The 19,398-nt window shown below is 72.4% G+C and carries 10 protein-coding genes and 1 pseudogene; 3 read left to right on the forward strand and 8 right to left on the reverse strand.

All coding sequences use genetic code 11. The annotated features are described in order from the left end of the window. Nucleotides 1–68 precede the first annotated feature (68 nt). Together Q0Z83_RS33960 and Q0Z83_RS55965 are read left to right on the forward strand one after the other, a co-directional pair. Complete coding sequence (locus Q0Z83_RS33960) at nt 69–1,241, forward strand: helix-turn-helix domain-containing protein (protein ID WP_317787329.1); 1,173 nt, start codon at nt 69–71, stop codon at nt 1,239–1,241. Nucleotides 1,242–1,284: 43 nt separating this feature from the next. Beyond that, nucleotides 1,285–1,614, forward strand: a pseudogene (locus Q0Z83_RS55965) (ATP-binding protein); the annotation flags it as partial. Between the two features lie 60 nt (nt 1,615–1,674). Here the strand turns inward: Q0Z83_RS55965 and Q0Z83_RS33965 are convergent. From Q0Z83_RS33965 to Q0Z83_RS33990, 6 genes are all read right to left on the reverse strand, one after another. Further along, nucleotides 1,675–2,235, reverse strand: a complete 561-nt coding sequence (locus Q0Z83_RS33965; RefSeq protein WP_317787330.1) for a hypothetical protein — start codon at nt 2,233–2,235, stop codon at nt 1,675–1,677. 34 nt (nt 2,236–2,269) lie between these two features. Beyond that, nucleotides 2,270–7,411, reverse strand: a complete 5,142-nt coding sequence (locus tag Q0Z83_RS33970) for a diguanylate cyclase (protein ID WP_317787331.1) — start codon at nt 7,409–7,411, stop codon at nt 2,270–2,272. Further along, entirely contained in the window at nt 7,408–9,744 is a 2,337-nt protein-coding gene (locus tag Q0Z83_RS33975) for a putative bifunctional diguanylate cyclase/phosphodiesterase (protein ID WP_317787332.1), read from the reverse strand. Before Q0Z83_RS33975 ends, Q0Z83_RS33970 begins: the two co-directional genes overlap by 4 nt. A 48-nt stretch (nt 9,745–9,792) precedes the next feature. Continuing rightward, nucleotides 9,793–10,530 (reverse strand): MBL fold metallo-hydrolase, encoded by a 738-nt coding sequence (locus tag Q0Z83_RS33980; RefSeq protein WP_317787333.1) that lies wholly within the window; start codon nt 10,528–10,530, stop codon nt 9,793–9,795. 37 nt (nt 10,531–10,567) lie between these two features. After that, nucleotides 10,568–12,352 carry a VanW family protein gene (locus tag Q0Z83_RS33985; RefSeq protein ID WP_317787334.1) on the reverse strand — a complete coding sequence of 595 codons (1,785 nt, stop codon included), beginning with the start codon at nt 12,350–12,352 and terminating at the stop codon, nt 10,568–10,570. An 88-nt stretch (nt 12,353–12,440) separates the two neighbouring features. Further along, nucleotides 12,441–14,468 (reverse strand): hybrid sensor histidine kinase/response regulator, encoded by a 2,028-nt coding sequence (locus tag Q0Z83_RS33990; protein ID WP_317787335.1) that lies wholly within the window; start codon nt 14,466–14,468, stop codon nt 12,441–12,443. 126 nt (nt 14,469–14,594) lie between these two features. On the opposite strand from Q0Z83_RS33990, the gene Q0Z83_RS33995 reads away from it, so the two are divergent. Next, entirely contained in the window at nt 14,595–17,390 is a 2,796-nt protein-coding gene (locus Q0Z83_RS33995; protein WP_317787336.1) for a PAS domain S-box protein, read from the forward strand. Here the strand turns inward: Q0Z83_RS33995 and Q0Z83_RS34000 are convergent. Beyond that, a complete protein-coding gene (locus Q0Z83_RS34000) occupies nt 17,387–18,358 on the reverse strand; it encodes a TerC/Alx family metal homeostasis membrane protein (protein ID WP_317787337.1) in 972 nt (323 codons plus the stop codon). The genes Q0Z83_RS33995 and Q0Z83_RS34000 overlap by 4 nt on opposite strands. Nucleotides 18,359–18,779: 421 nt before the next feature. Beyond that, nucleotides 18,780–19,388, reverse strand: coding sequence for an alpha/beta fold hydrolase (locus Q0Z83_RS34005; RefSeq protein WP_317787338.1), 609 nt, complete (start codon nt 19,386–19,388; stop codon nt 18,780–18,782). Nucleotides 19,389–19,398 lie beyond the last annotated feature (10 nt).

Genomic DNA, 19,398 nt, shown 5'->3' on the forward strand with positions numbered 1-19,398 from the left:
GATCGACGGACAGGGTGTGCGTTGTGCGGATCGGCGGCCGGTGTTCAGTGGGCGTGGGTGATCACCGGATGGAACATGTGGGGACGCGGCTGCGGCGCTGGCGGCTACGGCGTGGGCTCAGCCAACGGGTGCTGGCCGAGCTGGCCGGGTTCAGCCAGGGATATGTGGCGCAGATCGAGAGCGGGACCGCGCCTCTGGAACGTCGGGCCGCGCGGGAATCCCTGGCCCGGGCGTTGCAGATCTCGGTGGGTGAGCTGACCGGGCGGACGGACGACGGGACGCCGGAATCACCGGTGGGTGCGGCGGCGGTCGCCGGGTTGCGGGCCGGGATCGTGGCGCTGGCGGTTCCGGTGGTGACCGGCGGAGAACCGTCGACGGCCGGCGACGTGGACACCGCCACCCTGGACCGCTTCTACGGCGCGTGCCGCTACGACCTGCTGGTTCCGGCGTTGGCAGAGGCGCTGACCGTACTGGGTTCGCGAGCGGCCGCGGGGGCGGCCGGGCGGTGCCATCTGCGCCGGGTGGTGGAGGTGTGTTCGACCACGGTGGCCACCTGTGTGCAGCTGGGGCATCCGGATCTGACGCTCGCCCCGGCCGGGATGGCGATGCGGGCGGCGGAGGACCTCGGCGAACCGGCCTACCTGGGGCTGGCGAACTATGCGCGGATCCGGGCGGTCGGCACCACCGCCGGCGCCGACCGGGTCGTCGGGGACGGGATCGAGCGTTTGTCCCGGTACGCCGGTGCGAACCCGGTCACCGCCGGGACCTACGGGATGCATCATCTGATCGCGGCGGAGATGGCGGCGCGGGCGGGCCGGGCCGAGGCGGCGACCGCCCATCTGGACGAGGCGGCGGCGGTCGCGGCGTTCACCGGGGAACGGGCCGACGACTGGTTCAGTTTCGGGCCGACGAACGTGGGCATGTGGCGGCTCGCCGTCCTGGTGGCGCTCGGCGACGGGGTGGCCGCCCGTACCCCGATGCCCGGTTTCCATCCGGAGAGCCTGCCCTCGGCGCAGCGCCGGGCCACCTACTTCATCGATCTGTCGCGGGCTCTGCTGCAGGGCCGCGGCCTGGAGGACCCGGCGGTGACCGCCCTGTACCGGGCCGAGATGATCGCGCCGCAGCAGGTCTGCGCGTCGGACGGCGCCCGGGAGGCGCTGCGGACCCTGCTGTCGCGCCCGCGGTTCGGGCGGGACGGCCGTCTGCGTGGTCTCGCGGGCCGGGCCGGGATCCGTGATTAGTTCCGGTAATCAGCCGGCGGGTGGGTGCGCTTAGCGTTCGGCCATGACGCAGACGCTGACCGTGGTGCTGGCACCCGATCCGGAGGCCGCGAGCCTGGCCGGCGCCCTGCTCGCGGACGCCTGTCTGGCCTGGCGCCTGCCGGGGCTGCTGCACCCGGCCCGGCGGGTGCTGTTCGAGCTGGTCCGGAACGCGGTCGAGCATGCCGGCACCGAGGTGCGGGTCACGCTCACCGGTGACGGGGACGGGCTGTGTCTCGCGGTTTCCGACGGTGATCCGCGACTGCCCCGGCTGCGGCGGCCGGCCCGGGTGCGCCGGGGGCGGCCGCTGGACGACCGGGGCTGCGGCCTCCGGGTGGTGCAGGCGACCTCGACCGGCTGGGGCGCCCGGCCCACACCGTCCGGCAAGGTGGTGTGGGCCGTCCTGCGAAGGTCTTCAGCGGGCCGAACGCAGGGTCTCGGCGAACCTGAGCACGTCCTGGTCGTCGGCGGAGGTGCCACGGCCGTGGCTCATGGCGTCGGCCAGGGCGCGCAGCTCGTTCGGGGGGAGCCGGCCGGAACCGGCGCTCTCCAGCGGGATGGTCAGCGTGGCACCGGTCGCCGGGTCGCGGGCCTCCAGGGTGGCGGTGGAGATCGCCTGGCGGCCGACCCGCCCGGTGACGGCGCCCTGATGGACGTAGGCGGTGGCCAGGTCGACACTGCGGGTGCGGTAGGCGCCTCGGACGTACGCCCGGGTCCCGTCCAGCCAGGCCGCGAACCGGACGGCCCGCAGGATGACGGTGACGCCGAAGGCCACCACCAGCATGCCCACAGCGGCGAAGACCAGGCCGACGACCTGGAAGAGTCCGTCGGGACCGTCCGGGGCGAGACCGTCGGCGCCGCCGCCGAACCCGGCTCCGAAGGCACCCACACCCGAGCCGATCAGGATGAAGAACACCCCGACGAAGGCGCCGACGGCGCGCTGACCGCCGGCCGCTCCCACTGAAAGCATGTGCATGACGGCAGAGCGTAAACGCTTGCGTCAAGGTCGGTCAGTCGATCATCACACGGTTGCGACCTGCCTCTTTTGCCCGGTAAAGCGCATGATCGGCACGGGCGAGCAGTTCGTCGAGGGTGCCGTCGTCGTCGGTCAGGCTGGTCAGGCCGACACTGATGGTGACCGTCAGTGGCCCGGCCTGGGTCGGCACCGGCTCGGACGAGACCGCCAGGCGGATCCGTTCGGCCAGGTCCGCGGCGTGCCCCTCGTGATCGGGCAGGACCGCGGCGAACTCCTCACCGCCGTACCGGCCGAGCACGTCCGAGTGCCGCAGGCGTCCGCGGATCCGGGCGGCCACGGTACGGATGACCTCGTCGCCCACCCCGTGCCCGTACGTGTCGTTGATGTTCTTGAACTTGTCGATGTCCAGCATGACCGCCGCCAGCTGCCGCCCGTTGCGCGCGGCCGCCTGCACCAGAGCCCCGGCGATGGCGTAGAAGTGCCGCCGGTTGTGCTGCCCGGTCAGCTCGTCGGTGGTGGCCAGCTCCTGGACCCGGCTGAACAGCCGGGCGTTCTCGTAGGCGGCCATGCCCTGGGTGGCGAGCGCGGCCGCCACCTGACGGCTGGTGTCGTCCAGCCCGGCCCCGCCGACCAGCACCATCCCGACCGGGCCGTCGCGGCCGGTCAACGGGACCACCAGGGCGGTCGGTGCACCGGCGAGCAGCCTCTCCCGTACCCCCGCGGTCTCCGTCGGATCGAGAAGCTCGACGGCCTCGCCCACGGTGAGCAGCACGGGTGTCGCGATGGTCTCCGGTGACGCGGCGCCGTCGACCGCCAGCACCTCACCGTCCCGGCCGATCAGGCAGGCCGCGGTGCCGCCGAGGGCGGTCTGGAGCGTGCCGCAGAGCTGGCGCAGCAGTTTGTCCGGTTCGAGGATGGCGGTGAGTTCGGCGTGGCTGGCCCGCAGCATCTCGGCGAACGCCTGCTGCTGGCGGGCGGCCTGGACGGCCGAGTGCAGCTGCGCGGCCCGGGCGGTCTCCAGCGAGACGGCGACGTGGCTGCTGACCGCGGTGAGCACGGCGACGTCCTCGTCGGTGAAGATGCCGCGGGCGAGCCGGCTGTCCAGATAGACGACCGCCACCATCCGGCCCTTGAACTGGACCGGCGCGATCAGGATGCTGCGCAGGCCGTGCACGACGGCGCTGCGGGAGCCGAGGGCGGCGCCCTGTTCGGTGCCGGTGACGACGAGTGGTTCGCCGCTCTCGGCGACCCGGCGGACCAGGCTGGTGCCGTATTCGCCGGTGTCGGCGAGGTCGCCGGTGGCGTCCCGGCCGGCGTAGCGGACCGGTTCGCCGTTGTCGTCGAGCAGGAAGAAGATGGCCCGTTCGGCGCCGAGGATGCGCAGCATCTCGTCGAGGGCGACGCTGGCCAACTGCTGCGGGTCGAGGATGGTGGCGGCCGCGCTGCCGACCTGCTGCAGCGCATCCAGGTGGCGGTTGCGGCCGGAGGCCGGCCGACGTTCGGCGACGGTCCGGCGGTGCGTGCCGGCACCTTCGTCGACCCCGAATTCGGTACGGGTCTGCCGGCGCCGCTGCTCCCAGCCGTGGAAGATGGCCATCCCGAGCGCGAACCGGGCCTGCCGGTCGGATTCGTTGGCGAGTCCCAGGGCACGCATGGCCCGGGCCCGGATGCGGAACACCTCGTACTGGATGAACGGCGCGTCGAGCTTACGCAGCTTCCGTTCGGCCTCGTCGGCGACCTTGATGCACTTCTGCGGTTCGGCCGAGGCCAGGTGCAGGGACGCCTTGGTGGTGAGGTAGACGCAGCGCAGCAGCGGGGTGCCGCCGACCTTGCCGAGCTCCTTGATCGCCTTGGCCGCATCGGCGAGCCGGGCCGGCCGGTCCGCGTCGGAGGCGAACCGGAACTGGATCAGGCGGGAGTGCGCCATGTAGACGTAGATCCACCGGTGCTGCGGCATCAGGTCGCTGTGCCGCAGCCCGAGCGCGTGGAACTCGGCGAAGACCTCCTCCAGCTGCGGCCCGACGTCACCCTGTTCGATCAGGGTGCAGGCGGCCGCGGTGAGCATGTTGGCCCGCTGCACGCGGGTACCGGCGCCCGGCGGGAACACCTCACGCAGGTGTTTCAGGGCGGCGGCGGCGTCACCGAAGCGGCTCTGCCCGGCCGGGACCATGACACTGAGCATGCCCAGCGAAGTGCCGAGGGCCAGCTCCTGGTCGGCCAGGCGCTGCATGCCGCGCTCGTATTCGCGGGCCGCGTCGTCGACGTAGCCGCGCAGCAGGAACCGCAGGCCGAGAGTGGCATAGCCGGGAATCAGCTGGGCCGGCACGTACCAGCGGGCGTTGCGGGTGATCGTCTTCTCCCAGACGCTGCCGTCGTCGGCACCGCTGAACAGCAGCGCGACACCGCGCAGCCACTCCACATAGGCGACCAGGCCGGGATCGCCGAGCCCCTCGGCCACCTGTTCGGCCCGCTTCAGGCAGCGCTCACTGGTGCCGCGCAGTTTGATCATCGCGGTGACGTAGCCGATCAGGGCGTACACGCGGACGTACTCCGGGCAGGGACCGAGCCGGTTCACCGCGTACAGGGCACGCAGCGCGAGAACTCCCGCCTCCCGCAGGCGCATGCCCACCGCGGCGGCATAACCGCCGGCGTCGAGGACGGCGGCGAGAGCGGCCTGCACCTCGCGGTCTCCGCCGCGAGCTGTTCCAAACCCTATTCCGGTACGCCGTACGAGCCCGCCCACCATCGCGATGAAGAGTGTCTGCACCAGCGCGAACAGGCCCCGCCCGGGCAGCGGCCGGCGCAGCTCGGCGAGCGCCTCCCGGGCCGTCGCCAGAGCCTTCCCGTCGTCCCAGAGGGTGTGGTGCAGTTCGATCCGGGTGGTCAGCAGTCGCGCACGCACCCGCCGGTCGGTGGCGCCGGCGAGGGCCCGGTCGATCGCCGCGTCGGCCTCGTCGAACCGCCCGGCGGCCAGGTAGGCCTGGGCGAGCACGTGCAGCAGCCCGCTGTCCGGGGCCGGATCACCGTCGACGGCGTCGGTCAGGTAGTCGATCGCCTCGGTCGGGGCCTGGTCGGCCAGGGCACGACGGCCGGCGATGGCGGCGCTGCGGCGGCGGTCCTCGGGTGCGGCGGCGTCCCCGGCCCGGCGGTGGTGGCGGGCCACGGCGTACGCGTGCCCCTCGTCGCGCAGGTCTTCGGGCAGCCGTTCGAGGGCGGCGGCCAGGTCGGCGTTGAGCTGCCGCAGTTCGGTCTCGCCGACCCGGTCCAGCAGGACGTCGCGCAGTTGCGGGTGGATGAAGGCGTACCAGCCGCCCGGCCGGGGTTCCAGGACGTGCCGGTCGGCGGCGGCCGCGAGCGCACCGAGCACCCGGTCGGTCTCGCCGACCTGGAAGAGCAGTTCCGGACGGAACCGGGTGCCGGCCGCGGCGGCCACGGTCAGACAGTCCAGGGTGGCGTCCGACAGGCCGGTGAGCCGGGCCGCGATCAGGTCGCGGACGTCGGCCGCCGGCGGCAGCGCGTCGGCGCCGGCGATGTCCAGCCGCCAGCCGCCCCAGACCGGGCTGAGCAGGCCGGCGTCGAGCAACCGCAGCAGGTAGCTGACGACCGCGAGCGGTGTTCCGTCGGTACGCGCGGTGACGTGCCGGACCAGCTCGACCCCGACCTCGGCGCCGGGTAGCCGGGACGCGATCACGTCGGCGACGGCCGGGGCGGGCAGCGGGGCGCAGGACACTTCGAGGGTGCCGGTGCTCTCCAGCCCGGCGGCCGGGTCGTCGGCCCCGTCGGGTGCGGTGAACAGCACCAGGACCGGCAGTCCGGCCAGTTCGGCGGCGAGTTTCTCGATCAGCTGGCGGGTGCCGGAATCGAGGTGCTGGGCGTCGTCGACGACGAGCAGCAGCCCGCCGGCCCGGGTGGCCAGCTCACCGAGGAAGACCACCCCGGCGCCGAGGACGTGCTCGTCCCCGCCCGGTGTGGGCTCCCCGGAGATGGCCGGGACCAGGTCGCCGAAGAGCCGGGCGAGCAAACCCGGACCGGCGGCCGCACCGGCCTCGGCGATCTGGGCGTCGGCGGTGGCGCGCTGGTCCGGCGACAGTCGGCGTACCCCGGCCTGCCAGAAGGTGATCGCCTCACGGGCGGCGGCCAACGGGGACGCCTCGTCGGGACGGCAGGTCGCCCAGAACACCGGCAGTCCGGCCACCGCGACCTCGGCCGCGAGTTCCTGGGCGAGCCGGGTCCGGCCGGCGCCGGCCGCGCCCCGGATGACGGCGATCCCGCCCTGACCGGCGCGGACACGTTCCCAGCGGCGGCTGAGCCGGTCGGCCTCCTCGGCCCGGCCCCGCATCGGCCAGCCGGTGACGGCGGCCTGCTCGGCGGCCACCCCGCCCCGGCAGCCGCGCAGGTCGGCCAGCAGGGTCGCGGCGTCCGGGTAGCGGTCGTCGGGGTCCTTGGCGAGCAGCCGGGACACCACGGCGTGCAGGGCCGGGTCGAGGCCGGGGCGCAACTCGGCCAGGTCCGGCACCGGGGCGGCCAGATGCAGGCGGAGCAGCTCCCCGACGTCGTCGGCTTCGAACGGCAGCCGCCCGGCCAGGCACTCGAACAGCACCACGCCGAGCGAGTACAGGTCGGAGCGCCCGTCGACCGGGCGTTTGAGCATGCCGGACTGTTCCGGCGAGCTGTAGAGGAAGGTGCCGACCGCCTCGTCGGTGTCGCCGCGTTCGGCGCCGATCTGGGCCAGTCCGAAGTCGATCAGGGTGGCCGGCTGGTCCGGGCCGACCATGATGTTGCCCGGTTTGATGTCCCGGTGCACCAGGCCGAGGCGGTGTGCGGCGGCCAGGCCACGGGCCAGCCGGGCGGCCATGGTGACCACCCATTCCTCGCTGAGCGTGCCGCCGAGTTGGTCGGCCAGCGAACCGCCGGTCAGATGATCGAGGACCATGGCCGGTACGCCGTCGAGGTCACCGACCGCGTGCACCCGGACCACACCCGGGTCGTCGATGCAGGCCAGCAGGGCGGCCTCGCGGCTGAACTCGGTCCGGATCTCCGGGTAGGCGCTCGCGTCGGCGAGCGGGCGCTTCACCGCGTACCAGCGGTCACCCCGCCGGGCCCGGTGGACCATCGTGAATGCGCCACGGCCGAGCTCGTCGACCAATTCCAGGCCGGTCAGCCCTGTTTCCGTCACTTGACACTCATTCCGCGTCCGGCGTCACTGTGCTGATCGGCAGCGATCTGGTCGATCTGAACGTTCCCCGCCAAGGCCAGCAGTTCGGTGGCGTTCGCGGCCGGGACCGGACGCGCGAAGTGGTAGCCCTGGGCCCGGTGGCAACCCAGGTCACGCAGCAGTGCGGCCTGGGCGCCGGTCTCCACCCCCTCGGCGACGGTGGTCAGGCCGAGCCCGCCGGCCAGGTCGACGATCGCCCGGACCAGCGCGGTCTGCCGGCCGTCGGTGTCGTCGACCGGCATGAACGAGCGGTCGATCTTCAGCACGTCGATCGGGAGGTCCCGCAGGTACGCGAGCGACGAGTAACCCGTGCCGAAGTCGTCGATCGCCACCCGTACCCCCTCGGCTCGCAAGGCGGAGAGGTGCAGCAACGCCTGCGCCGCGTGCGCACCGGAACGGACCAGCACGCCCTCGGTGATCTCCAGGGTCAGGGCGGCGGCCGGCAGGCCGCTCGCCCGCAGCGCGGCCAGCGCCTTCACGGTGAAATGCGGGTCGGCGAGCTGGCGCGGGGAGACGTTGACGGTGACCGTGGTGCCCCAGCGGTGATGCCAGGCGGCCGCGTCGGCGCAGGCCCGGCGCAGCACCCACTCACCGAGCGCGACGATCAGGCCGCTGTCCTCGGCGGCCGGGATGAACAGGTCCGGCCCGATCGGCGAACGGCCCGGCGGCAGCCAGCGGACCAGCGCCTCCACCGCCACCGGGTGGGCGTCGTCGAGCGTCACGATCGGCTGGTAGTGGACCGCGAACTCGTCGGCGTCGACCGCCGCGCGCAGCCGTTCCAGCAGGCGGATCCGGTCGGCCTGCTCCTGGCGCATGCCCACGTCGAAGACCGACGCCTGGTCCTTACCGGCCGCCTTGGCCGCGTAGAGCGCCAGGTCGGCGTCACTGAGCACCTGCACCGGGTCGGCGGTCGCGCAGAAGACGCGGATGCCGGCGCTCGCCGTGACGTGCAGCGGCTGGCCGCCGGCCGGGACCGGCTCGCGCAGCGCGGCCAGCACGGCGTCACCGCGGGCGGCCGCCTCGGCCGGGCCGGCGCCCGGCAGCAGCAGCGCGAACTCGTCGCCGCCGAGCCGGGCCGCGGTGTCACCGTCGCCGATCAGGCCGGCGAGCCGCCGGGCCACCGAGGTCAGCAGGTCGTCGCCGGTCGGGTGGCCGAACCGCTCGTTGACGTCCTTGAACCCGTCCAGGTCGACCAGCAGCAGGGCGCCCCCGGTCTGCCCGGCGAGCAGCTCCTCCAGTCGGGTGCGGTTGGGCAGGCCGGTCAGCGCGTCGTGGCGAGCCTGGTGGGTCAGGGTGCGCTGGAGTTCGGCCTGCTCGGCGAGGGAGTCCCGGAGGCTGGTGGCACGCGCGTCGGCCAGGCCGCTGGTGTGGGTGAGGCGCAGCACCAGCAGCAGGGCGGTCAGCGCGGTCGCGATCACCGGCACCACCAGATCCTTGCGGTGGTTCTCGGTGAGCAGCAGATATCCGGTGGTGGCCGGGCCGATCATCACGAGCACGATGTTGACCGCGAGCGCGGTACGGGTCTGCCGGGTCGTCGGCACGAGGCTCTGATCGACCGGTGCGCCGGCCTCCGGGTGCCGGGCCGCGGTCCCGATCAGCAGGAACGCGAGCAACCATCCGGCCGCGGTCCAGCCCGGCCCGGACCAGGACCCGCCGTCCGCGGCGGCCAGGAAGTAGAGCACGTCGGCGACGGTGAGGACACACGCCGCGGCCAGTAGCAGCCGGTCGGCCCAGGTCAGGCGCCCGTGCACGACGATCATCCGGGTGGCCGCGGCCAGCACGAGCAGGTCGAGAGCCGGGAACACCAGCGCGCACGCCGGGCCGGACCAGTACCCGCGGTCCATCACGAACGGGTCGTAGAGCGTCACCCACATCAGCGCCGCGCCGGTGCACAGCACGATCCCGGCCTCGGTCATGCCGGCCCATTTCGAACCGCCCCGGCCCTGGGCCAGGTTGAGCAGGCCGGCCGCGAGCAGCGGATACATGCCCACGTAGACGAGGTCGACGATGGTCAGGCCGTTCGGCACCGGCAGTCCGGCGGCCATCGCGGTGCCCCAGATCGCGTTGGCCACCGCGCTGCACAGCATCGCGGCGGCCAACGGCCACCAGGCCCGGCGGCGCGCCAGGTGATGCCGGCGCACCCCACCGCGGACGGCGATCAGCGCGGCTCCGGCCACCACGACGTACGCCGCCTGGCGAGCCGTGTCGCCGAGCAGCGGCGCCGCGATCACCGGCAGCGCACCGGCGAGCAGCAGCCGGGACCAGCCACGATTCCGTTCCGTCGAGGAGCGCACCCGACCACGATCACCCGGCCGGAGTGCGGAACGGTTGCCGGACGGGCGTCACTGGATAGTGGCCGCCAGTTTCTGCAGGGCCTCCTTGGCACCGTCGGTGATCGGCTTTCCGTGGCCGGGCAGGATGGCACGCACGTCGAGAGCGGCCAGTTTCTTCACCGAGGCGACCGCCTGTGCCGCGTCGGCGGTGTACATCGGGGCCGAACCCTCCAGGACGTTCTGGTTGCGCAGCGCGTCACCGGCGACCAGCACCCCGGTGCCCGGTTCGAAGATCGACACGTGGCCCAGGGTGTGCCCCGGGGTGCCGATCATCTGCAGGCCGAAGACCTCGTCGCCGTCCTTGACCGCCTGGATCTGCCGACCGGCGGCGTTGATCGCGGAGACGTCGTCGGTCCCGGCGTACAGGGTGGCCGAGATCTGCGGCACGATCTCAGCCAGTCCGCCGGCGTGGTCGTCGTGCTGGTGGGTGAGGATGACGTGCTTGACCGAGGCCCAGCCGAGACCGGCGGCCTTGAGCCCGGCCTCGACCGAGGCGGCCGACCCCGGCGTGCCGGTGTCCACGACGGCCACCTCGCCGTTGCGGACCAACAGGTAGACGGCGACGAAGTCGAGATCGACACGATGCCAGTCGACGGCGGCCGGAGCGGACGCCGCGGCCGGCGCCGAGGCAGGCTGCGAGGTGGCCCCGGCCGCGGGGCTCTTCTCCTCGGAGCAGCCGGAGAGCGTATTGACGACGGTGATGCCGAACACTCCGGCACCGGCGGTGATCAGGAGTCTGCGGTTCATCCTCCCTGCCTACCTCATTCGCCGGAGTTCGACGACCTCAGTCGGTGGTCGCACCGCCGCAGATGAAGCGCGGCTCGGGGTCGTACTTCCAGGTGAACTTCTCCCGCTTGACGACCTTGCCATCGGAGTGGAACAACCGCCAGGCGTCCTGGGTGAACCCGATCAGGCCGCTGGTGGAGATGCAGTCCGGGCCGTCCGGTTTGGTGATCGTCGGCGGTGAGGTGATGTTGCGGCGGGCGCTCCACTCGGTGGTCACCTTGTCCCACACCTTGGTGCTCCACATCGACACGGTGATCGAGTCGCTGGTCCAGGCGGTGTCGATGAGCACGCCGTACGGGCTGTCGTTCTTGAACTTGAAGTCCAGGTCGGGCCAGAAGATGGTGGACTCGATGACCGCCGGGTACCTGTCGAAGTAGTACGAGTGCGGCTTGTGCTCGACGTCCTGCAGACCGGCGTAGTAGCTGGCGTTGAAGAGCGTCGTGGTGAACTGCGAGACGCCACCACCGACACCGGGTTGCAGGTGGCCGCCGACGATCACCGGTGCGTCCTTGTAGCCCTGCGCGTAACCACGCTCGCCGGTGTGCTTGTTCAGTGAGAACGTCTTGCCGGGCAGCACCAGCGCGCCGCGGACCTGCTTGGCCGCGGTCACGATGTTCTGGCTGCGCGACGACGACAGGCCACCGGTGAACCTGGTGGTGAAGGTGGAGACCTTCTCGGTGACGCCGAGCTTCTCCAGGTCCGCCACCGAGGTGGCGGGTTCGGCGGCGGTCAGGGCGGCTTTCACGGTACGGGCGTCCGCGCTGGTCGCCGCGGTGAGCAGCTGTGGCGCGAGCGCGGTCAAGTCGATGCCCCGGCCCGCGGCGCCAGCCACGATCCGCGGTTTCCCGCCGGTGAAGGTGAACTTCGCGTCGGCGGCCGCCACCTCGATCTCGGCGAGGCCCGGGGCGACCGCGGCGCGCAGCCTCTTCGGGTCGATCCGCGGCTCGATCAGCCCGGTCCGGTCGCCGGTCAGCACCAGGCTCTTCGCGATCGCGGCCGGTGGGATGGTCAGGGTGCCCCGCTCGGAGGTGATCGTGACCGGCGCGGCGACGGCCGGCCGGGCGACCGTCTCGACCAGCTGGTCCACCTGCTCGGCGGTGGTGGCCGGGTGCAGCTCGACGAGCGGGACGGCGACCGGCTCGCCGGAGAGCCAGCCGGCCTTGACCGCCTCGGCGGAACTCCGCGGGTCGAGCCCACGGCCCGGCTTCGGGTGCACGGCCTTCGGGGTGAGCCCGGTGAACGTCACGGCCGGTGCCCGCATCGCGGTGCCGACCGCGCCGACCGCTTTGCGCAGGGCGGCGTCCAGCAGGTCGGCGTCGACCGCGATCACCGGCTCGACGACCCGGTCCCGGAACAGTGCCGGGCGGCCCCGCGACGCGGCGTCGACGGTCGCGTCCACGTCGACGACCAGGCCGATGTCGGCCGGGCTGAGGGCGGCGCTCTTCCCCTCGACCCGGACCTGGACCGCCGCGGTGGACCTCGGGTCGCCGGCCAGGTGGGCGCGGAGGGTAGCGGCCGCCTCGGCCCGGGCCAGGCCACCCAGGTCGAGACCGAGCACCGTCACGCCGCGCGGCACGTCACCGGTGAACGCCCAGCGGGCGGTGCCACCGGCCGCGGCGGCGACCGCGACGGCGGTGAGAGCGGCGATCAGCAGGCGGCGGCCGCGACGCGGCTGCGGCGCGGCGGGCGGGCTCTCGAGGTCGTCGTGGGTGGGCGAGGCCTGCTGGGGCAGCCGGACTGCGGGCTGACCGTCGATGGGCTGCCGGTCGCTGGCGGTGGCCACCGTGCCTCCTCGGGGGGTCGGGGGCGGTGTGCGTCGGGGCGGTGAGCCAGGAATCCTAATCGATAGCGGACACGTGACCGACAGGCGGTCAGCTCTGTCGGGTCAGAGAAAGGGCTGTTCGTACGGTGCTCACCAGCCTCTCCCGGTCGAACGGTTTGGCCAGGATGGTGGATCCCGGTTCGAGATTGTTGCCCTTCTCGTCGAAGAGCGACTCGGCGTACCCGGAGACGAACACCACACACAGGTCGGGTCGCCGGCCGGAGGCGATCCGAGCCAGCTGACGGCCGTCCATCCCGGGCATCACCACGTCGGTGACCAGGGCGGCGATCTCACCGCCGTGCCGTTCCAGCAGGCGTAGGGCCTCGGCCGCGTCGGGGGCGGTCAGCACGCGGTACCCGGCGCCGCCGAGCATCCGGGCGGTCACCTGGAGCACAGCGTCCTCGTCGTCGACCAGTAGCAGGGTCTCCCCTCCCCCGCGTTCCCGTGGGGCCGGCTGCGGCGGGGGCGGCGGTGCCGGGACGGTTCCGGCCACGGCCGGCAGCGAGATCGTCACCGACGCGCCCGTGCCGGACGAACGCAGCGCGAGCTGGCCGCCGGCCTGGCTGACGATGCCGTGCACGGTGGAGAGGCCGAGACCGACCGTGCCGGTCGTCGACTTGGTGCTGAAGAACGGCTCGCAGGCGCGTTCCAGCACGTCCGGGGTCATGCCGGAGCCGGTGTCGCGTACCTCGATGGTGACGTTTCCGCCCTCGGTCGCGGTGGTGACGGTCACCCGGCCGCCGTCCGGCATCGCCTCGCCGCTGTTGCGGACCAGGTTGTCCAGCGCCCGGGCCAGTTGCACCGGGTCGGCCTTGACCTCGGGCAGGTCGGCGCGCAGCACGAAGCGCACCTCGCACTCCGGGCCGGCGGCCGCGCGCAGCGACTCCTGACACTCCTCCAGCAGGGCGTTGACCTTGACCGCGGCCGGCTGGTTCACCTCGCGGCGACCGAACGCCAGCATGTGCTGGGTCAGGGCCTTGGCCCGCTCGCCGCCCTTGACCACCTGGGCCAGGTCACCCAGCAGTGACTCGACGGTCTCGGCCGGGATGCTGCCGTCGTCACGGCCGTCGTTGATCGACTCGATGGCCAGGTTGGTGTAGCCGAGGATCGCGCCCAGGATGTTGTTGAAGTCGTGGGCCGTGCCACCGGCCATCCGGCGCAGGCTGTCCAGGCGCTCGGCGTCCCGGTGCCGGGCCTCGTCCTGGCGGCGCTGGCTCTCCTCGCGCAGCCGCTCCTCGGCCAGCGTGACGTCGGTGACGTCGTCGACCATCAGCACGCCGCCGGTCAGGCCCTCGTCCTCGTCGTGGGTCTGGCGCAGGTGGATGCGCAGCGAGCGGGCGGTGCCGTCACGCCAGGTGATCCGATGGTTGTAGCGCAGTTCGTCGCCGGCGCCGTCGCCACGCAGCAGCGCCAGAACCGCCGCCTCGTCGCGGGCGGCGAGACCGAGGCGGGACAGCCAGGCCGGCGAGTCGGCGAGTTGATCCATCGGCAGCTGGAGGATCTCGGCGAGCCGCGGGTTCACGTAGTCGGCGCTGCCGCGCCGGTTGATGATCCCGATCCCGACCGGGGACGCGACGGCCATCGCCTCGAAGAGCCGCTCGGTGTCGTGCAGCGCCCGGACCTTCTCGACCAGCTTGGCGTTGACGGTCTGCAGGTGGGCCTGGGCGAACACCTCGTCGGTGGTCACGCTGACGTCGACCGGCCCGGCGGCCAGCGCGGTGTCGATCGCGTCGAGCAACGCGTCCGGGTCCTGGGAGCGCAGCACCACCTGGCTGACCCCGCAGGCCTCGGCGATCGGCCGGGTCTCCGGCTCCAGGTAGTTGGCGGTGTAGAAGATCACCGGAGCCTGAGCGGCCTCCCGGTCCGGGTCGGCACGGAGCCGGTGGACCAGTTCGAGGCCGTCGATGCCGGGCATCAGGACGTCCGACACCACCACGTCCGGGTGGTGCGCGTGGGCGAGCCGGAGCGCGTCGGCCCCGTCGTGCGCCTCGATGACGTCGTGGCCACGGAAACCGAGCAGCATGCGCACGATCTCCCGGTTCGCGGCCACGTCGTCGACGACCATCACTGTCGCCACGTCGGCTCCCTTGCGGCGAGTCTGTGGGTGCTATGTCCGTAATAAGGCTAAAGCAGAAGAAGGTCGCATGTACGTTGATGCTGAATCGGATTCGGATCCTCGGAGGCCGCAGTGTTGCGTAGGGCCGTGTCTCTGCTGGCTGGAGTGGCCGCCGGCGTCACCGCGGTGCTGCTGGCCCACCGGTCCCGGAAGGCGGCGGCCCGGGCCGAGGCGGGCCGGCGGACCGAGGCCCTGGAGAACGCCCGGCTCGCCGCCATCGTCGAGGCCTCCCAGGACGCGATCGTCAGCAAGACCCCGGAGGGCACCATCAAGAGCTGGAACCCCGGCGCCGAGCGTCTCTACGGATACACCGCCGAGGAGATGGTCGGCAGCGACGTGTGCCGCCTGCTGCCCGAGGACCGGCTCGGTGAGGAGCGCGAACTGCTCGCCCGGGTCCGCCGCGGCCAGGCCCTGACCAGGTACGAGACCCGCCGTCGCCGCAAGGACGGGAAGATCATCGAGGTGTCGCTGAGCATGGCCCCGATGCGCGACACCGATCACGAGGTGATCGGTACCGCCACCGTCGCGCACGACATCACCGTCCGGGTCCAGGCCGACCAGCGCCGCCGGGTGGAGCGCGAACAGCTCGAAATGATCATGCAGGCGGCCAGCGACCCGTTCTTCACGATGGACGGCGAGGGTGTGATCACCGAGTGGAACCGGCAGGCCGAACACGTCTTCGGCTGGCGGCGCCCGGAGATCCTGGGTCGCGACGTGACCGGCACGATCCTGCCCACGCGCTACCACCCGGCACTTGGCCGGCTGCTCGCCGGCCGGTGGGGGTGGCTACTGGACCGGCCCACCGAGATGACCGCGACGCACCGGGACGGACACGAGATCCCGGTCGAGCTGACGATGTGGTGCATCCGGCACAACAACGGCTCGCACTTCCACGGTTTCGTCCGCGACATCACCGCCCGACTCCAGACCGAGCAGGCCCTCGGCCAGGCGCGGGACCAGGCGGTCGAGACGGCCCGACTGAAGTCGCAGTTCCTCGCGTCGATGAGCCACGAGATCCGCACCCCGATGAACGGGGTGATCGGGCTGACCGGACTACTGCTCGGCACCACACTCGACGAACGCCAGCGCCGGTACGCCGAGGGGATCAGCTCGGCCGGCTCCGCGCTGCTCTCGGTGATCAACGACATCCTCGACTTCTCCAAACTGGAAGCCGGCAAGGTGCTGCTGGAGGAGGCCAACTTCCGGATCGGCAGACTTCTCGACGACGTGGTGTCGCTGGTCGCCCCGCCGGACACGCACGACGGGCTCTCGATCACCGCGATCTGCGACGAGCGGCTACCCGACGCGGTCTGCGGCGACCCGGCCAAACTGCGTCAGGTGCTGCTCAACCTGGCCGGCAACGCGGTGAAGTTCACCCCGCACGGGACGATCACGGTCGCCGCGCACCTGGACACCGGGCTCGCCTGCGGGCCGGAGGCGGTACCGATCCGGTTCGAGGTGCACGACACCGGCATCGGCATCGACGGGCACCGGCAGGAGGAGTTGTTCGAGGCGTTCACCCAGGCCGACGCGGGCACCACCCGGCGGTTCGGCGGCACCGGGCTGGGCCTGGCGATCAGCCGGGACCTGGTCGAGCTGATGGGCGGGCGGATCGGGGTGGCCAGCGAACCGGGGCGGGGCAGCACGTTCTGGTTCACGGTCACGCTGCGGACCGCACAGGAGCACCTGGACCTCGTCGAACGGCACGCCCTGGACGGGCTGCGGGTGCTCGTCGTGGACCGCGACCCGGAGGACCGTACCGTCCTGGCCGAGCAGTTGGCCGCCTGGTCGATGGACGCCATCGGGGTGGCCGACACGGTCGAGGCGATCGCCGTGCTGCGTGACGCGGCCGCCGCCGGACGGCCGATCGACCTGCTCATCGTCGACATGCACACGGCACCCGAGGACACCGTGGCGATCACCCCGCCGGACTGCCCGCCGCCCCGGACGATCCTGCTCGCCGAGGACGCCCATCACCTGCCGGACGAACCCGACCCGGCCTGGGTGGCGGCCGCCTTCGCCAAACCGCTGCGGCAGTCGCAGCTCTACGACGCCCTGGTCGGGGTGCTCGGCGACCGGGCCGGTGACCAGGCGATCAGCACCACCGCCGAGGCGCCGCCGGGGCGCGGTCACCTGCTGGTGGTCGAGGACAACGAGATCAACCGGACGGTCGCGCTCGGCATCCTGGCCAACCTCGGCTACAGCGCCGACGTCGCGGTCAACGGGCGGGAGGCGGTCGAGCTGGCCACCCGCCACGAGTACCAGGCGATCTTCATGGACTGCCTGATGCCGGAGATGGACGGCTACGCGGCGACCGCCGAGATCCGCCGCCGGGAGCAGGCCGGCCGGCACGTGCCGATCATCGCGCTGACCGCCGGCGCGCTGGCCGAGGACCGGGCCCGGTGCCTGGCCGCCGGCATGGACGAGCACATCGCCAAGCCGCTCGTCCCGGCCGACGTGTCCCGGGTGCTGGAGCACTGGATCAAAGCCGAACCGGTCCGGCCCGACCTGCCGACGATGGTCACCGAGATCGAACGGCGGCTGGACCAGCTGCGCGGCCCCGACCCGGCGGCCACCGCCGGAGCGCTGGCCGGGCTCCTCGCGTCGCTGTCGGCGAAGATCCCGGAACACCTGGACCGGATGCAGCAGGCCCTCGCCTTCGACGACACGAACCAGCTCCGGATCGAGGCGCACCAACTGATGGGTGTGCTGGCCAACCTGGGAGCGGGACCGGCGACGACCGCGTGCGGCCGGATCGAGACCGCGGCCCGGGCCGGTGACCTGGACGCGGCGGTGGTCACCTTCACCGCCGCGCGCCCCCTGATCATGATGGCCCGGGACGCCGCCGACCTGATCCGCCGCAACCCGGTCGGCGTCGGCTAGGCCGACACCCGCTCGCGGCGGTCGGCGTACAGGCTGGTCGCGGTCACCGCGGCCAGGGTCACGCCGATGACCGCCAGGGACGCCTCGGTGGGGATGTCCGGCACACCGTCCCAGAGGCCGTGCGCCCAGTGCAGCACCAGTTTCACCCCGATGAAGGCCAGGATGATCGCGAGGCCGTAGTTCAGGTGCCGCAGCCGGTCCAGGACGTTGTGCAGCACGAAGTACAGCGCCCGCAGACCGAGCAGGGCGAACGCGTTCGTCGCGAACACCAGGTACGGGTCCTCGGTCACCCCGTAGACGGCGGGCACCGAGTCGACCGCGAACACCACGTCGGTCATGAACACGGCGACCACGACCAGGGCCAGCGGGGTCAGCGCGCGGCGGCCGCCCTCCCGTACCGTCAGCTTCCCGCCCCGGTATTCGCCGGTCACCGGCATCAGCCGGCGCATCAGCCGGACGCTGCGCATCGCATCGATGTCGACCTGGTAGTCCTCGTGCCGCATCGCCTCCCGCAGCACCTTGGCGGCGGTCAGCAGCAGAATCCCGCCGAACAGCAGGAACGCCCATGTGCCGCTCTGCAGCACCACCGCACCGGCGGCGATGAAGATCCCGCGGAGCACCAGGGCGCCGGCGATGCCGTAGAGCAGCACCCGCTGGGCCAGCTTCGCCGGAACCGCGAAGGCGGCCAGCAGCAGCATGAACACGAACAGGTTGTCGACCGACAGGGACTTCTCCACCACGTAGCCGGTGTAGAACTCCATGGCCGGGCGACGGCCGTACAGCTGCCAGATCAATGCCCCGAACGCGGCCGGAAGCGCGAGATAGAACAGCGACCAGCCGACCGCCTCGCGCATCGCCACGTCGTGCGGGCGACGGGTGATCATGAAGTCGACGGCCAGCAGGGCCAGCAGCACGGCGATGGAGATCGCCCAGAGCTGCGGAGAAGCGATGGACGGTAGATCGAACACGGAGAGCCCCCTCGGACACGAGTCATCGTCCGAGGTCTCCCTCACCCGCCAACGGCGGGCGAACGCACGAGGGCACATGGATGCCCGTGGTGACCGCCACGCTCTCGCGGAGGTACTCCCCTCGCGGCCAGCTTAGGCAGGACCCGCCCGGCAGGCCAGGCCAACCTCGGGATTTCCGGCATTCCGGTTGACGGGTCGGGGTGGCGGGTGGACCGTTGAGGCTCGGCTGTCACCGCAGCCGACCAGCGGTTCCGAGGGGGGTACCGCCATGTTCGTCGACATCCTGGTAGGCACGCTGCTGATCGTCTGCATGGTGATCAGCGCCGCCGCTCTGACGCCGCCGACGCATCGGCGTCGCCGGCACCGGCACGGCTGACCGATCCGTGAGCAGCCGCTCTCTCCGAGGGCGGCTGCTCCCCGGTCAGATCAGGTCCTTCAGTGTCGCGGCGAACCGCGCCGGGGCGCGCAGGTGCGGGAAGCAGGGACGCTTCCCGGTCCGTGACTGCCTGCGATTCGAGAACCAGCATTTGTACGACCGGAGCAGGCTCCCGTCCCAGCGCGCCTGGGCGAACTGCCGGTACGCTGCCGGAACCCCCGCCAGGTCGGCCGTCGCCCGGTGCCGCTCCGGGCAGTCGGGTGGCTCGGCGGCCGGTTCGTCGAAGGTCAGCACCGCCCGGGTCGCGTACGAGTCGGCGAACGCCTCGGCCAGCAGCGCACCCTCCCCCTGGCCCACCAACACCGGCGCCCGATGCAGATTCAGGCCGTTGACCAGCACCGCCAGGTCCCGGGCCAGGCCCGCCACATCGTTGGAGTCACGGGCCGCGGAGTGCCCGTGCCCGGGCAGGTCGACGGCGATCACGCTGCACGTGTCACCGAGCTCGGCCGCGACCGGCCACCACGTGGTCCGGTCGTAGAAGAGGCCGTGCAACAGCACCACCGGCCGCCCGTAGCGGCCCCAGCGGTCGTAGACGAGCAGGTTCTTCGGAGTTCCATAGGCGTGAGTGGTGCGGCGCGGGGGCTGAGGATGCACGGCGATGGTC

The organism is Actinoplanes sichuanensis, from assembly GCF_033097365.1.
Classification (GTDB): Bacteria; Actinomycetota; Actinomycetes; order Mycobacteriales; family Micromonosporaceae; genus Actinoplanes; species Actinoplanes sichuanensis.

Bases quoted from the DNA above. Each gene is read 5' to 3' on its own strand.
- Q0Z83_RS33960 (WP_317787329.1), top strand. From the start codon at position 69: ATGGAACATGTGGGGACGCGGCTGCGGCGCTGGCGGCTACGGCGTGGG.
- Q0Z83_RS33965 (WP_317787330.1), bottom strand. From the start codon at position 2,235: ATGCACATGCTTTCAGTGGGAGCGGCCGGCGGTCAGCGCGCCGTCGGC.
- Q0Z83_RS33980 (WP_317787333.1), bottom strand. From the start codon at position 10,530: ATGAACCGCAGACTCCTGATCACCGCCGGTGCCGGAGTGTTCGGCATC.